At 26.9% G+C, this 14,521-nt stretch carries 13 protein-coding genes; 9 read left to right on the top strand and 4 right to left on the bottom strand.

The annotated features are described in order from the left end of the window. Positions 1-59: 59 nt before the first annotated feature. Positions 60-632, bottom strand: a complete 573-nt coding sequence (locus tag C7380_RS04480; protein WP_109604277.1) for a cyclic nucleotide-binding domain-containing protein — start codon at positions 630-632, stop codon at positions 60-62. A gap of 176 nt (positions 633-808) precedes the next feature. Between C7380_RS04480 and C7380_RS04475 the strand changes: the two genes are divergently transcribed. Continuing rightward, positions 809-2,752 (top strand): S9 family peptidase, encoded by a 1,944-nt coding sequence (locus C7380_RS04475; protein WP_109604276.1) that lies wholly within the window; start codon positions 809-811, stop codon positions 2,750-2,752. Between the two features lie 30 nt (positions 2,753-2,782). Here the strand turns inward: C7380_RS04475 and C7380_RS04470 are convergent, their stop codons facing one another. Further along, on the bottom strand, positions 2,783-3,178 hold the full coding sequence (locus C7380_RS04470) for a hypothetical protein (RefSeq protein ID WP_109604275.1): 396 nt from the start codon (positions 3,176-3,178) through the stop codon (positions 2,783-2,785). A gap of 294 nt (positions 3,179-3,472) precedes the next feature. On the opposite strand from C7380_RS04470, the gene C7380_RS04465 reads away from it, so the two are divergent. The 8 genes from C7380_RS04465 (at position 3,473) to argS (ending at position 12,113) form a co-directional block, all read left to right on the top strand. Further along, positions 3,473-3,850 (top strand): GNAT family N-acetyltransferase, encoded by a 378-nt coding sequence (locus C7380_RS04465; protein WP_109604274.1) that lies wholly within the window; start codon positions 3,473-3,475, stop codon positions 3,848-3,850. A gap of 295 nt (positions 3,851-4,145) precedes the next feature. Then, positions 4,146-5,282 (top strand): DUF3798 domain-containing protein, encoded by a 1,137-nt coding sequence (locus tag C7380_RS04460; protein WP_109604293.1) that lies wholly within the window; start codon positions 4,146-4,148, stop codon positions 5,280-5,282. Positions 5,283-5,348: 66 nt separating this feature from the next. Further along, a complete protein-coding gene (locus tag C7380_RS04455; protein ID WP_109604273.1) occupies positions 5,349-6,962 on the top strand; it encodes a sugar ABC transporter ATP-binding protein in 1,614 nt (537 codons plus the stop codon). Then, on the top strand, positions 6,959-8,002 hold the full coding sequence (locus tag C7380_RS04450; RefSeq protein WP_109604272.1) for an ABC transporter permease subunit: 1,044 nt from the start codon (positions 6,959-6,961) through the stop codon (positions 8,000-8,002). The genes C7380_RS04455 and C7380_RS04450 overlap by 4 nt, the downstream gene beginning before the upstream one ends. After that, positions 8,002-9,114: an ABC transporter permease gene (locus C7380_RS04445; protein WP_109604271.1), complete on the top strand. Its 1,113-nt coding sequence runs from the start codon at positions 8,002-8,004 to the stop codon at positions 9,112-9,114. The genes C7380_RS04450 and C7380_RS04445 overlap by 1 nt, the downstream gene beginning before the upstream one ends. A gap of 11 nt (positions 9,115-9,125) precedes the next feature. Beyond that, on the top strand, positions 9,126-9,512 hold the full coding sequence (locus C7380_RS04440; protein ID WP_109604270.1) for a DUF6672 family protein: 387 nt from the start codon (positions 9,126-9,128) through the stop codon (positions 9,510-9,512). Positions 9,513-9,640: 128 nt separating this feature from the next. Then, positions 9,641-10,411, top strand: a complete 771-nt coding sequence (locus C7380_RS04435) for a YaaA family protein (RefSeq protein WP_158274779.1) — start codon at positions 9,641-9,643, stop codon at positions 10,409-10,411. A 13-nt stretch (positions 10,412-10,424) separates the two neighbouring features. After that, positions 10,425-12,113, top strand: coding sequence for an arginine--tRNA ligase (argS, locus tag C7380_RS04430; protein ID WP_109604268.1), 1,689 nt, complete (start codon positions 10,425-10,427; stop codon positions 12,111-12,113). Between the two features lie 53 nt (positions 12,114-12,166). On the opposite strand, the gene kamE is transcribed toward argS, so the two are convergent. After that, entirely contained in the window at positions 12,167-12,958 is a 792-nt protein-coding gene (gene kamE, locus C7380_RS04425) for a lysine 5,6-aminomutase subunit beta (protein ID WP_109604267.1), read from the bottom strand. Then, a complete protein-coding gene (gene kamD, locus C7380_RS04420) occupies positions 12,955-14,517 on the bottom strand; it encodes a lysine 5,6-aminomutase subunit alpha (protein WP_109604266.1) in 1,563 nt (520 codons plus the stop codon). The genes kamE and kamD overlap by 4 nt, the downstream gene beginning before the upstream one ends. Positions 14,518-14,521 lie beyond the last annotated feature (4 nt).

Genomic DNA, 14,521 nt, shown 5'->3' with positions numbered 1-14,521 from the left:
AAACAGGCAACTATGGTGTAGATTTTTCCACACTTATTAAGAAATTGGAAAAGAGTAACTTATAGGCCCTTTTCCACCATAAAATCCGAATACCCAATTTTTTTAGTTTGCATCTCTTGTATAAATCTTGACTCTTCTTCAGTTACAGAAACTAAATATGCTGCCAATCTTTTTTCTACAGAATAAAGAAGATTTATAGAACTTGAATTAGATAAAAAATCTAATTTATAAGCCAAAGAATTACATATGTTTCTCAAAAAAATACTATCATCAAAACAATACTTATCTATATTTTCATAACTAATTCTTATTAAATAACTATCCATCATAGATTCCACATTAGTTTTTGCAATTCTATTTGAATAAGTATACTCTAAATCCCCTATAAATTTCAACGGTTCATAAAATCTTAATAAAAGAGATTTCCCATTTTCCAACAATGTATATATTTTAACTTTTCCTTCAACAAATAAATAAAAATACTCCATTTCAATATTTGTCATACAAATAACTTCGCCTTTTTCATACTTAACTAAATCCATAAATTCAGTAATATCTTTACTGAAAATATTTTGAATTTTGAACTCTTCAATGTACTGATTCATTTTTTGTTTATCTTTTATAACTTTCATAAAATCACCTCACATTTATTAATATTATACAATTAAAAAGACATTGACAAATACAAAAATATTCAAAGAAAAAAATTCTAAACAAATTAAAACAAAAAATGATCATCAATTTTAAATATTATAAAAAATAATATATAATATAGTTAACCAAACAAACTAATCAAGGGGTGATAAAATTGAGAAATATAAAGATTGATGATTTTACTGATTATTCTTATATATCAAACTTAGAAACATCTGCAAACAAAGAAAATTTTGCATTTGTATTATCAAAAGCAAATCTAAAAGATAATTGTTATGAAAAAAATATTTACCTTGGTAATTTAGAACAAAAAAATATAATCAAATTAACTAATAGCGGAAAAGATATGAATTTAAAATGGTTAAATAAAAATGAATTAATATTCATATCCCAAAGAAATAAAGATGAAAAAGAAGAAAAATCTACACATTTATACAAAATAAATATAAATGGTGGTGAAGCCGAAAAATTTATAACTATTGACCAAAATATAAGTTCATATAAAATATTACAAGAAAACAAAATAATTTTTACATCGATCAATGATAATTACAAAGACAATCTATCAAAAGATCAATTAGAAGAAGAAAAAGATTATGAAGTATTTGAAGAAATTCCATTTTGGTCAAATGGTAATGGATATGTTTCAAAAAAGAGGAATACTTTAAATCTGTATGATATAGAAACTAAAAAAATAAAAAATATATCAGGTAAAGAAAAAAATATATCTCATTATGATATAAAAAATGAAAAAATAGTTTTTATATCAAATGAATATGAACATAAGATGCCTTTAAATGAAGAAATTTATATATATGATTTAAAAACAGAAGAATCAAAAAAATTAAAATTAAATGAAAAACTAAGCATAGCATATGCATATTTTATAGACGAAAATACTTTAATATTTTCAGGTTCAAATATGAAAAAATATGGTATAAATGAAAATATGAAATTTTATTCTTATGATCTGAGAAATGATCAACTAAAATGTATAACACCCGAATTAGATCAATCGATGTGGAATTCTGTCGGAACAGATTGTAGATTAGGATCAACGAATGGACCAAGAGTTAAAGACAAAAAATTATACTTTGTTTCAACTGTTGGATATTATAGCAATATATTCAGTGTCGATTTAAATGGAGATGTAAAACAAATAACTGATATAAAAGGAACTGTAGATGGATTCGATATTTTAGAAAATGATTTTATATATTATGGATTAAAATCTGATCTATCTTTGCAATCAATATATACATATAATCAAAATATAAAATTAACAAATTTCAATGATTGGGTATTAAAAGAATTAAAATTATCTCATCCAGAAAAAGTAGAATTGAACAAAGAAAATATAAAAATTGATGGTTGGATATTAAAGCCTGTAGATTTTGATGAAAATAAAAAATATCCTTCGATATTAGATATACATGGAGGACCAAAAACTGTATATTCTGATATATTTTATAATGAAATGCAATATTGGGTAAATCAAGGGTATGTAGTATTCTTTTGCAATCCTCGTGGAAGTGATGGTAAAGGAAATGAATTTTCAGACATAAGAGGAAAATTTGGTACGATAGACTATGAAGATATTATGGATTTTACAGATACTATAATAAAAAAATATGATTTCATAGATCAAAATCGTATAGGTGTAACTGGCGGTTCTTATGGTGGTTTCATGACAAACTGGATAATAGGAAACACAAATAGATTCAAAGCTGCTGCTTCTCAAAGAAGTATATCAAATTGGATATCAAAATCTATGACAACCGATATTGGATATTATTTTGTACAAGATCAACAAGATGCAAATCCTTGGTCTGATATAATGAAACTATGGAATCAATCACCATTAAAATATGCAGACAAAGCAAAAACTCCTACATTATTTATACAATCTGATGAAGATTATAGATGTTATATGGCAGAAGCAATTCAGATGTTTACAGCTTTAAAAGTAAATGAAACAGATTCAAAATTAGTTTTATTTCACGGAGAAAATCATGAGTTAAGCCGTTCAGGAAAACCAAAACATAGAATAAGACGTTTAAAAGAAATTACAGATTGGATGAACAAATACTTGATTTAAAAAAACGGAGAATTTATAATTCTCCGTTTTTTATACTAAATTTTTATCATTTTTATTTTTTTCAATCCATAAATTTATAACTTTAACATCAATTCCAGTTTTTTCATGCAAAAACTTAGATGAAAGTTCAAAATCAAACTTGTCTTTCATACTCTTTAAAACAGAAATATCATATACAAAACCTTCTTTAAATCTTTTTGCATACTCATATATGGCTTTATTTTTAACAACAATAATTTTTAATCCGCTGAAATCAGAATCATAATTTATAAAACCTTTTTTATAAAATAATTCAATCCAGCATTTAACAGTATTAATATCAACATCTGAAAATTCTTTTATAATATCGGTATAATATACACAGTTACAACCATTTTCGAAATAAAAATTTAGTATATAATGAAAAAAATCTTCTTGTTTTTTCATAATATACACTCTCCTTTAAAAATAAATTCAAAATATTATATAATATAAGAGAAATTAATTAAAGCATACTGTAAATTATTTAATTAATTTTAGTTAATATTAAGTTACAATTTTTTTCTAAATTATAATAAAAAGGAGGCAAAAAACATAAAAATAATAGAGGGTAACCAAATAAACCTATTAAAACTAGAATATTCAGATTTTCATGAAATAATTAAAAATCCAAAAAAATTTGATTTAAATAATTCATTTTTTCCTTTTAAAAAACAAGAAAATATTTTATTTGAAAAAATTATGAAATCTCTACTTAAAGATATTCAAATATGTAAAAAAAACTATTCTGATTATATAAGATATGAAATATATCATAAAAAAGAAAATGCCAGAATAGGTAGTATAAGTTTAAAAGGAATTCTATTTATAAATGAATCTTTAAAAAAAGGATATGAATTTGGATATGGAATAAACAAAGATTTTTGGAATAAAGGAATAATGACAGAATCAGTGAAATTATTTTCAAATGATTTTTTTACAAATTTTAAACAATATGTTTTATATGCAGAAACATTAAAAGGAAATATAGCTTCACAAAAAGTTTTGAGAAATAATGATTTTAAAATAATATATGAAAAAACTCTTACTTATATATGGTTAAAAGAAAAATCTTTCTAAAAAATAAAAGCTCGTTTTTTAAAAAAACGAGCTTTACTTATTATTAACTATAACCTACTATTTTCAAGCCTCTCTATAATCCCCTATTAACATTTTATTAAATCAAACATATACAATGAAATATTTTTCATTAAACATTAATATTTGTAAATATTTTCTTCATATTTGTTATAATAATAGTAATCATAATTTTAATTTATATTTATTTTGTGTTATAATTCAATTAAATTATATTTAATTGAAGGGGGTGTGGCAATTGAAAAAGATATTAAGTTTGATATTATTATTATCTTTTATGGTATTTAGTTTTTCGGCAAACTTTCATATTGGGGTTGTAACAGGAACTGTTTCTCAAAGTGAAGATGATTTAAGAGGAGCAGAACAATTGATAAAGGAATATGGTGATGTTGCAAATGGTGGAATGATTCAGCATGTTACATATCCAGATAATTTTATGCAAGAAATGGAAACTACCATAGCTCAAATAGTTGGGCTTTCAGATGATCCTTTAATGAAAGCAATAGTTGTAAACCAAGCTGTTCCAGGAACAGTTGAAGCTTTTAGAAGAATAAAAGAAAAAAGACCTGACATAATATTACTCGCTGGTAATCCTCATGAAGATCCTGGAATGATAGCAGATGCTGCAGATTTATCTGTAACGCCTGACAATGTTGCAAGAGGTTATTTAATCGTAAAGGCTGCAAAAATGCTTGGGGCCGAAAAATTCATGCATATTTCTTTTCCAAGGCATATGAGTTATGAATTATTATCAAGAAGAAGAGACATAATGAGAGAAGCTGCAAAAGATCTTGGAATGGAATTTATAGATATGGGCTCTCCTGATCCTACAAGTGATATAGGTATAGCTGGTGCTCAACAATTTATATTAGAAAAAGTTCCTGCATGGCTTGATGCATATGGAAATAAAACAGCTTTCTTCTGTACAAATGATGCACATACAGAACCTCTTTTAAAGAAAGTTTCTGAATTAGGTGGATTCTTTGTAGAAGCTGATTTGCCTTCTCCAACAATGGGTTATCCCGGAGCATTAGGTATAGTTTTTACGGATAATGAAAAAGGTAATTGGCCTGCAATACTTAAAAAAGTTGAAAAAGAAGTTGTTGATAGAGGCGGAAAAAATAGAATGGGAACTTGGGCATATTCATTTGGATTCACAACAACAGCCGCACTTGGAGAACATGCAATCAATGTAATAAATAAAAAAGAAGAATTATTAGATTTTGATGCTGTAATGAAATCATTCATGAAATATACTCCTGGAGCAGGTTGGAATGGAAGTTATTATGTTGATGCTGACGGAGTTGACAGAGAAAATTTCATACTTGTTTATCAAGACACATATGTTTTCGGTAAAGGTTATTTAGGAATGACAAGCTTAGAAGTTCCAGATAAATATTTTGGAATAGAATAAATAAATTATTTACTCATAATAAGGGAACTTAAGTTCCCTTATTATTTTGATAAAGAGGTGAATTTGATGAATGAAAAAGTTCCATTATTAAAACTCGAGAACATCTCTAAAGATTTCTTTGGGAATAAAGTTCTCAATGATATTAATTTAACCATTGAACAGGGAGAAATAATAGGATTAGTTGGAGAAAATGGTGCTGGTAAATCAACTATGATGAATATAATATTTGGCTCTAATATAATAAAAGATACTGGTGGTTATGGAGGAAAAATTTATTTAAATGGTTCTGAAATTAATTTTAATTCTTCTTTTGATGCTTTAGATGCAGGAATAGGAATGGTTCATCAAGAATTTTCTTTGATCCCTGGATTTACAGCTTATGAAAATATAGTATTTAATAGAGAAGATACAAAATATAATTTTATGGTTGATATTTTTGGAGACAGACTTTCAACACTAAATAGATCTAAAATGAAAAAAAGGGCTGAAAAAGCTATAAAAACTCTCGAAGTAAATGTAGATATAAATATGCTTGTAAATGAAATGCCAGTTGGACATAAGCAATTTACAGAAATAGCCAGAGAAATAGATAGAAAAAATACAAAAATTCTTGTATTAGATGAACCAACAGCAGTATTGACAGAATCCGAAGCCGATATACTCTTAAAAACAATTAAAAAATTATCAAAAAAAGGTATATCCATAATCTTTATATCTCATAGATTGAAAGAAATTCTTGATATATCAGATAAAATAGTTGTTTTAAGGGACGGCGAATTAATAAAAGAAGTCTCACCTTCTGATACAAGTATTCATGAAATATCTGAATGGATGGTCGGAAGAAGTTTAGAAAAAAAAGAAAAAAAATCTATTGAAGAAAGAAAATTTGAAAATATTATTTTTAAAACCAAAAAATTATGGGTGGATATGCCTGGTGAAACTGTTAGAGATGTTTCACTTGAAATATATGAAGGTGAAATATTTGGTATTGGAGGGCTTGCTGGTCAAGGAAAACTAGGAATAGCCAATGGAATAATGGGTTTATATCCTGCTGGTGGATACGTAGAATTTCGAGGTCAGGAACTTCACTTAAATGATGCTCTGACACCTTTAAAAAAAGGGCTTGCCTTTGTATCAGAGGATAGACGAGGTGTGGGTTTATTATTAGATGAACCTATAGATCTAAATATAGGGTTTACAGCCATGAATATTCAAGAAAAATTTATAAAAAAATTATTCGGTGGATTATTGAAGTGGCGAGATGATGAAAGTCTACAAAATATTGCAAATGAATATATAAACTCATTAGAAATAAAGTGTACTTCTGAGAAACAAAAAGCAAAAGAACTTTCTGGTGGAAATCAACAAAAAGTTTGCCTTGCTAAATCATTTGCATTAAAACCAGATTTATTATTTGTATCAGAACCTACAAGAGGCATTGATGTGGGTGCTAAACAATTAGTGTTAGATACTTTAAAAAAATACAATAAAGAATATGGTACAACAATAATAATAGCTTCTTCTGAACTAGAAGAACTTAGATCTATATGTGACAGAATTTCAATAGTAAATGAAGGAAAAATTGCAGGTATACTTTCTCCTAAAGATCCAATAGCTTCTTTTGGAGAACTTATGGTTGGTAATGTGAGTACCGATTCAAAGAAGGTGAGTAATGTATGAATAAAATAAATAATTTTATTGAAAAAGCTGGTTGGCCAAGGATAATAATAGCTTTATTTTTATTATCTTTCTTTATAGCTACACCTTTTGTAGGTCTAAGATTAGATACATCCATATCTGATACATTAATTAGATTTGGTATGAATTCTGTACTTGTTTTAGCTATGGTACCCATGATACAGTCTGGTTGTGGATTAAATTTTGGACTTCCATTAGGTATAATCGCTGGACTTTTGGGGGCTGTTATAAGTATAGAAATAGGTATAACAGGATTCGCTGGTTTCATAATGGCTATAATAATATCTATTCCATTTGCATTAATATTTGGAATAGGTTATGGAATACTTCTAAATAGAGTAAAAGGTGATGAAATGACTGTTTCAGTGTATGTAGGATTTTCTTCAGTTGCTTTTATGTCTATGATGTGGTTATTATTGCCATTTAAGAGTCCTGATATGATATGGGCTTATGGTGGTGAAGGGTTGAGAACTACAATAAGTGTTGAAAAATATTGGTATCATGTATTAAATGACTTTTTGCCAATAAAAATAAATGATTATATAACAATTCCAACCGGTCTCATACTATTCTTTATATTGATGTGTTTAATTGTATGGATGTTTTTCAAAACAAAAACAGGAACCGCAATGAGTGCTGTAGGATCAAACCCTGATTATGCAAGAGCTTCAGGCATCAACATAAATAAAATGAGAATAATATCAGTGGTATTTTCAACAATTCTTGGTGGAATAGGAATAATAGTTTATGAACAAACATTTGGTTTTATTCAATTATACCAAGGTCCTTTTTATATGGCGTTTCCAGCTGTTGCTGCAATATTACTTGGTGGTGCATCTATTCATAAAGCAACTATAACCCATGTAATAATAGGTACAATATTATTTCAAGGTATACTTACAATGACACCTTCTGTAATAAATAATATTATACAAACAGATATGTCAGAAACTATAAGAATAATAGTTTCAAATGGCATGATATTGTATGCATTAACGAGAGTAAAGAAGGTGAATAGCTGATGGATAATAAAAAAGATAAATTATCTCATTTTTTTATAAGTAATGCAGTTCCAATAATATTTATAATTTTATCTGCAATTTCTATTCCAATATCTGGTTTTTCTCCAGAATATTTAATACAAGAAATGATAATAAGATTATCTCGAAATTCCTTTTTAGTTTTATCTCTTTTAATTCCTGTAATCGCAGGAATGGGATTAAATTTTGGAATAGTTCTTGGAGCTATGGCCGGTCAAATAGGTTTAATTTTTATAACTGACTGGGGCATAGTTGGAATTTCAGGGCTATTTTTAGCTATGATAATATCAACCCCTATAGCTATATTATTAGGAATACTTGGAGGTATAATATTAAACAGAGCAAAAGGTAGAGAAACTGTAACCTCTTATATACTTGGTTTTTTTATAAATGGAGTTTATCAGATAATAGTTTTATATGGAATGGGAAATATAATACCAATAACTAATAAAAACATATTATTACCAAGAGGTTATGGTATAAGAAATGCAATAGATTTAAATGGTATAAGAAGAGTTTTAGATGATTTAATACCTTTAAATATAGGAAATATAAGAATACCTATCATGACTTTTGTTGTAATAGCAATACTATGTATTATTATAGTATGGTTTAGAAAAACTAAACTTGGACAAGATATGAAAGCTGTTGGTCAGGATATGGAAGTTGCAAGATCATCTGGTATAGCTGTTGAAAGAACAAGAATATTATCAATAATAATTTCAACTGTTTTTGCAGCATTTGGTCAAATACTTTTTTTGCAAAACATAGGTACTATGAATACTTATAATTCTCATGAACAAATAGGTATGTTTTCAATAGCAGCTCTTTTAATAGGGGGAGCATCAGTTATAAAAGCTACTATACCAAACGCTTTTCTTGGAATAATACTATTTCACATGATGTTTGTTGTATCTCCAAGGGCTGGAAAAGAACTTATAGGTTCGGCTATGCTTGGAGAATTCTTTAGAGTCTTCATATCTTATGGTATAATTGCAATTTCATTAGCTTTACATGCCTGGAGAAGACAAAAAGATAAAGAAAGGGCAAGATTTGAATTCAGAGGAGATACTTCTCCCTCAGATAATAATTAAGGGGGACTAAAATGACTACAAAAAAAAGAAGAACTTTAATAAGATTATCCTTAATAATATTAATAATATTATTTTCTTTCTTTCTATACTTAAGTGGAAAACAACATGAAATATTTATAGATAATAAGACAATAATCATAGAAAACGAAGAATATTTAAATATAAATACAGCTAAATTTAAAATTAATGATCAAGATTTTATAGATATTGCTAAAAGAAAAAGAAAAAAAGTAGTTGTCTCAGGTCCAAATCATAAAATAATAGTAGAATATGAAGATGAAAGTGGAGAAAAAATTTCTATTTCAAAAAATATAAGCTTGGGATTAAAAAAAGATATGATAATTAATATTCCAGCTTTAATAAATAATAATAGTAAATTCATAACAGAAAAGGAATAAATACTTTTTTACTTAATATTTATAATGTATAAACAAATGATTGATATAATACATTTATAATATGAAAATCAATAAGCCTGCCATAAAGGCAGGCTTTTATGATATTATATAAAGGGAGGAAGAAACCCATGAAAATCCTTATACCCCCCTCAGAAGGAAAAAATACAAATATTAACACCAATATAATTTACTCCAATATCCGGAGTAAAAATACTTTTTATTTTCTCGAAGAATACAGAGATTTAATCTTTCGATATTTAGAAAATATGAATAAATTAAAAAAATCTGAAATCGAAAAAATCCTCTCTGTTAAAGGAGAAAATCTTGACATAGCATTAAAATCTAATATGAACATAAAAAATTCTGAATGTATACGATCAAAAGAGTTGTACACTGGAACTATGTTCAAATATATAGATTATAAAAATTTTAATGTAAAGCAAACAGACTTTTATGATGAAAATGTTATAATATTTTCAGGTCTTTTTGGTCTTTTATCGCCAAAAGATTTCATACCTAATTATAAATTAAAATCTAATACAACTCTACCAAACTTTAAAAAAATAGATATATACTGGAAAAATATAATAACAAATTACTTGATTTCTTTACAAAAAAAAGAATTAATAATAGATTTACTTACAAATACACATAGGAATATGTATGATCAAAAAAAATGTAACACTTTTAAAATAGATTTTTATGAACAGAAAAATAATATTATAAAAAAATCTGGACATAATTCAAAAAAATATCGAGGTATTTTCATAAACGAAATAATAAAAAATAAAGTAAGTTCTTTTACAGAATTAAAAAAAATTTCAATAGATAATTTATATTTTTTGGATGAAAAAAGCGATGAATCAAAAAATTATTCATATTTGATAAAAGAAAAATAGTGGAGGTTTTAAAATGAAATTAACAGAAAAATATTTATACGAAATAATAAAAGATCACCTTATAAATTTATATAATGAAGAAATATCAAATTCTTTATTTATACAGGAGACAAATAACTCCAATTTTGGAGATTTTCAAACAAATTTTGCAATGATAAATGCAAAAACATTAAAAAAAGCCCCTAGAAAAATTGCAGAAGAAATACTTGAAAATTTTCCACAAAGTGATTTAATAACAAAGGTTGAAATTGCTGGTCCTGGTTTTATAAATATATTTATAAGTGATGATTTTGTGGGAGAACAATTAAAAAAACTTGGTAATGAAGAAATTGAATTTGATTTAAATACTAAAGGAAATGTTATAATAGATTATTCATCTCCTAATATCGCAAAACCAATGCATATAGGACATCTTAGAAGCACTGTTATAGGAGACGCTATAAAAAGAATTTATAGATATTTAGGTTATACTGTTATAGGAGACAATCATCTTGGAGATTGGGGAACTCAATTTGGTTCTTTAATCGTCGGATATGATAGATGGCTAGATAAAGAAAATTATAAACAAAATCCAATCGATGAACTTGAAAGAATTTATGTAAAATTCACCCAAGAATCAGAAAAAAACGTAGATTTAATAGAAATTGCCAGAGAAGAACAAAGAAAATTACAAAGTGGCGATGAAAGAAATACTAAACTTTGGAAAGAATTCATAGAAGTATCTTTAAAAGATTATGAAAAGATATATAAAAGAATGGATATAGACTTTGATACTTATTATGGAGAATCTTTTTATCACAATATAATGAAAGATGTTGTAAAAGATCTCATAGAAAAAAATATAGCTTTTGAAGATGATGGCGCTTTAGTTGTGAGTTTTGATGATGATAATCTTCCAAATTGTATAGTTAGAAAATCAAATGGAAGTTTCTTATATACTACTTCAGATCTCGCATGTATAAAGTTCAGAAGAGAAAATTATGATATAAATAGATTGATATATGTAACAGATCAAAGACAACAAACTCATTTTAAACAAGTATTTACAATAGCTGACAATCTTGGTTGGAATGAAAAAAAAGATCATGTATATTTTGGATTGATGAGATTTGTAGATGGAGTTTTTTCAACAAGAAAAGGAAATGTTATAAAACTTAAAGAACTTTTAGACAAAGCCACACAAGAAGCTGAAAAAATATTGTTAGAAAGAAATTCTAATAAAGAAAATTTAAAAGAAAAAGCAGAAATAATAGGAGTTGGAGCGGTAAAATATGCCGATTTAAGTCAAAATAGAACAAGCGATATAATATTCGATTGGGAAAAAATGCTTTCATTCAATTCAAATTCATCTCCTTATTTACAATATACATATGCAAGAATAAACTCTTTGATAAAAAAATCAGATTTAAATGATATACAAGAAATATATATATTTGAAAATGATTATGAAAAAAATCTTGCCAAAAATTTATTAAAATTTCCTAATGCAGTTATGAGAGCGGGAGAAAATTATAAACCAAATTTATTAACAGATTATTTATATGAACTTGCACAAACTTTTAATTCTTTTTATAATAATGTTCGTGTATTGAATGCTGAAGGAAAATATCTTGAATCAAAATTAGCTTTATGTAAAAAAACTGCTTATGTACTTGAAAAAGGCTTGAATCTTCTTGGAATTAAAACTTTAGAAGAAATGTAAAATATAAAAATTAGGACTCTAAAATAGAGTCCTAATTTTATATAATTTAAATATTAATCATCTTTCATTCTATTCACTATTTCATTAGCTATATATGCACCAACATCATCAGCAAAAGAATTTGGCCCAAACCCCGCATCAAAACCTATTTCTTTTGCAAGTTCATGATTAATTCTCGCACCACCAGCTATTAAAATAGTCTTTTTTCTTATTCCTTCAGCTTCTGCAAGCTCTATAAACTCAGTCATATTTTGAATATGAATATTTTTTTGGGTTACCGTTTGAGAAACTAATATGGCATCTGCATTTAATTCAATAGCTTTAGAAATAAGATCTTCATTTAAAACTTGAGATCCCATATTATAAGCATCGAACATCTCATATCTTTCGAGACCATAATGACCAGCAAATCCTTTCATGTTCATTATAGCATCTATTCCAACTGTATGTGCATCAGTACCAGTACTAGCACCTATTACGACAAGTTTTCTTCCTATATTATTTTTTATATAATCATCTATTTCTTCCATTGACATTTTATCAACTTTAACTTTAGGCACTTCAATAACTGTATAATCTACTGCATGGGGACATTCTCCATAAGCATTAAAAAAAGTAAATCCTTTATTTAATTCTTTATAAAAAACTATTTGAGGGTTTTGAAATCCCATTTTTCTCATAAGTATTTTTGCAGCTTCAACAGCTTCATCTCCATATGGAACTGGTAATGTAAAACTCAATTGAACTTTACCATCATTCATAGTATCTCCATACGGTTTTACATTTTTCAAATCTAAAGTTTTATCATAATCTTTTTTATTTAATGAATATAAACCTCCACTCATCGTTTATCAGCCCCTAACATTTCTTCAATAAATGGATTAAAATAATTTTTATCCTTTTCAAAAACCCCATTAAGACCTTTACCACCATTTTTAGGCCTTTTAACATCTGCAAAAACACCTTTTTCAAGTGCATTAAAAAGACCTTCTCCTTCTATAGTTTTTAAAAGATCTTTTGATTTTTCTAAAACATGATTCGCTCTCTTCTGTATAACTCCATTTTCTTTAAACACTATTTCATCTCCAAGATTTCTCATGTTATTGAATATATATTTAGCATTTTCTATTGATAAATATCTGTCTGACATAAAAGGAGTATGAATTGCTTCAGTGAGCATTCCAAGAAGTTGTATTCCTTGATTCGTCCATATTGATATCACATTGAATAATGCATCTTGTACATGTCCTCTAAATATGTTACCAGTCATATATTTTGTAGGTGGCATATATTTTAAAGGTGCATTTGGGAATATCTCTCTTATCATTTGGGCTTGAGCTAATTCATACAAAAATCCATTTTCTATATCTGGACTCATTTCAAAAGCATGTCCAAGGCCCATCTGTTCTTCTGGAATACCTGCAATCAATGCCAATTGTTCATTTATAAAATCAGAAGCTAAAACAGTATGTGCTTCCTCATAAGCATCTGCAGTAGTTAAATAATTATCTTCTCCAGTATTTATAATAATTCCAGCAAATCCATTTATAACTCTCGAAAAATATTGATCTATTATTGTTCTTTGCATATTTATATCTCTGAATAATATACCATATAATGCATCGTTTAGCATAACATCTAATCTTTCCATTGCTCCCATACCTGCAATTTCTGGCATACAAAGACCAGAAGCATAATTCACAAGTCTTATATATCTTCCAACTTCTTCTCCAACTTCATCAAGAGCTCTTCTCATTATTCTAAAGTTTTCTTGAGTTGCCATAGTTCCTCCAAAACCTTCAGTTGTAGGTCCATAAGGAACATAATCTAATAAACTTTGACCTGTTGATCTTATAACTGCTATTATATCTGCTCCCTGTCTTGCTGCTGCTTGTGCTTGAACAACATCTTCATAAACATTTCCAGTTGCAACTATTACATAAAGATATGGCTTTTTACCTTCACCTATATTTTTTATGTATCCATCTCTTTTTTCTTTATTTTCTTTTATTCTTTTGACCATACTTTTTACTAATGGATTTATATTTTCTTTTATTTTATTAAAATCATTTATCGGGAGTTTAGTTATATTCAGATCTCCAGAAGATATCTTTTCTGCTATTTCTTGAGGTTTCATACCAGTTTCAATCATAGCATTAGAAATATAAAAAGCTGCACCACTACTTAAACTATTATTCTCTTTTAAATGATCTATAAGTACATTTGGCAAAGGTATATCTTCATCATTCACTCCATCTATTTCAAAAAATCTACATATAGTTCTTTCAACTGAAACAGTTGAATATACATCAACAAAATCCTGAACTTTTTCAGCTATATTCTTTGCACTACTTCTTGCTTCATCTACATATTTCCAATTTAATCCCAATTTACTCTCTCGCATAATA

It is taken from the genome of Oceanotoga teriensis (assembly GCF_003148465.1).
In the GTDB taxonomy this organism is placed as follows: domain Bacteria; phylum Thermotogota; class Thermotogae; order Petrotogales; family Petrotogaceae; genus Oceanotoga; species Oceanotoga teriensis.
This window is presented reverse-complemented; position numbering and strand designations above follow the sequence as displayed.

Excerpts from the sequence above, each read along its gene's own strand:
- C7380_RS04480 (WP_109604277.1), bottom strand. The coding sequence starts at position 632 with ATGAAAGTTATAAAAGATAAACAAAAAATGAATCAGTACATTGAAGAG.
- C7380_RS04450 (WP_109604272.1), top strand. The coding sequence starts at position 6,959 with ATGAATAAAATAAATAATTTTATTGAAAAAGCTGGTTGGCCAAGGATA.
- C7380_RS04460 (WP_109604293.1), top strand. The coding sequence starts at position 4,146 with ATGGTATTTAGTTTTTCGGCAAACTTTCATATTGGGGTTGTAACAGGA.
- kamD (WP_109604266.1), bottom strand. The coding sequence starts at position 14,517 with ATGCGAGAGAGTAAATTGGGATTAAATTGGAAATATGTAGATGAAGCA.
- kamE (WP_109604267.1), bottom strand. The coding sequence starts at position 12,958 with ATGAGTGGAGGTTTATATTCATTAAATAAAAAAGATTATGATAAAACT.
- C7380_RS04445 (WP_109604271.1), top strand. The coding sequence starts at position 8,002 with ATGGATAATAAAAAAGATAAATTATCTCATTTTTTTATAAGTAATGCA.
- C7380_RS04440 (WP_109604270.1), top strand. The coding sequence starts at position 9,126 with ATGACTACAAAAAAAAGAAGAACTTTAATAAGATTATCCTTAATAATA.
- argS (WP_109604268.1), top strand. The coding sequence starts at position 10,425 with ATGAAATTAACAGAAAAATATTTATACGAAATAATAAAAGATCACCTT.
- C7380_RS04465 (WP_109604274.1), top strand. The coding sequence starts at position 3,473 with ATGAAATCTCTACTTAAAGATATTCAAATATGTAAAAAAAACTATTCT.
- C7380_RS04435 (WP_158274779.1), top strand. The coding sequence starts at position 9,641 with ATGAAAATCCTTATACCCCCCTCAGAAGGAAAAAATACAAATATTAAC.
- C7380_RS04455 (WP_109604273.1), top strand. The coding sequence starts at position 5,349 with ATGAATGAAAAAGTTCCATTATTAAAACTCGAGAACATCTCTAAAGAT.
- C7380_RS04470 (WP_109604275.1), bottom strand. The coding sequence starts at position 3,178 with ATGAAAAAACAAGAAGATTTTTTTCATTATATACTAAATTTTTATTTC.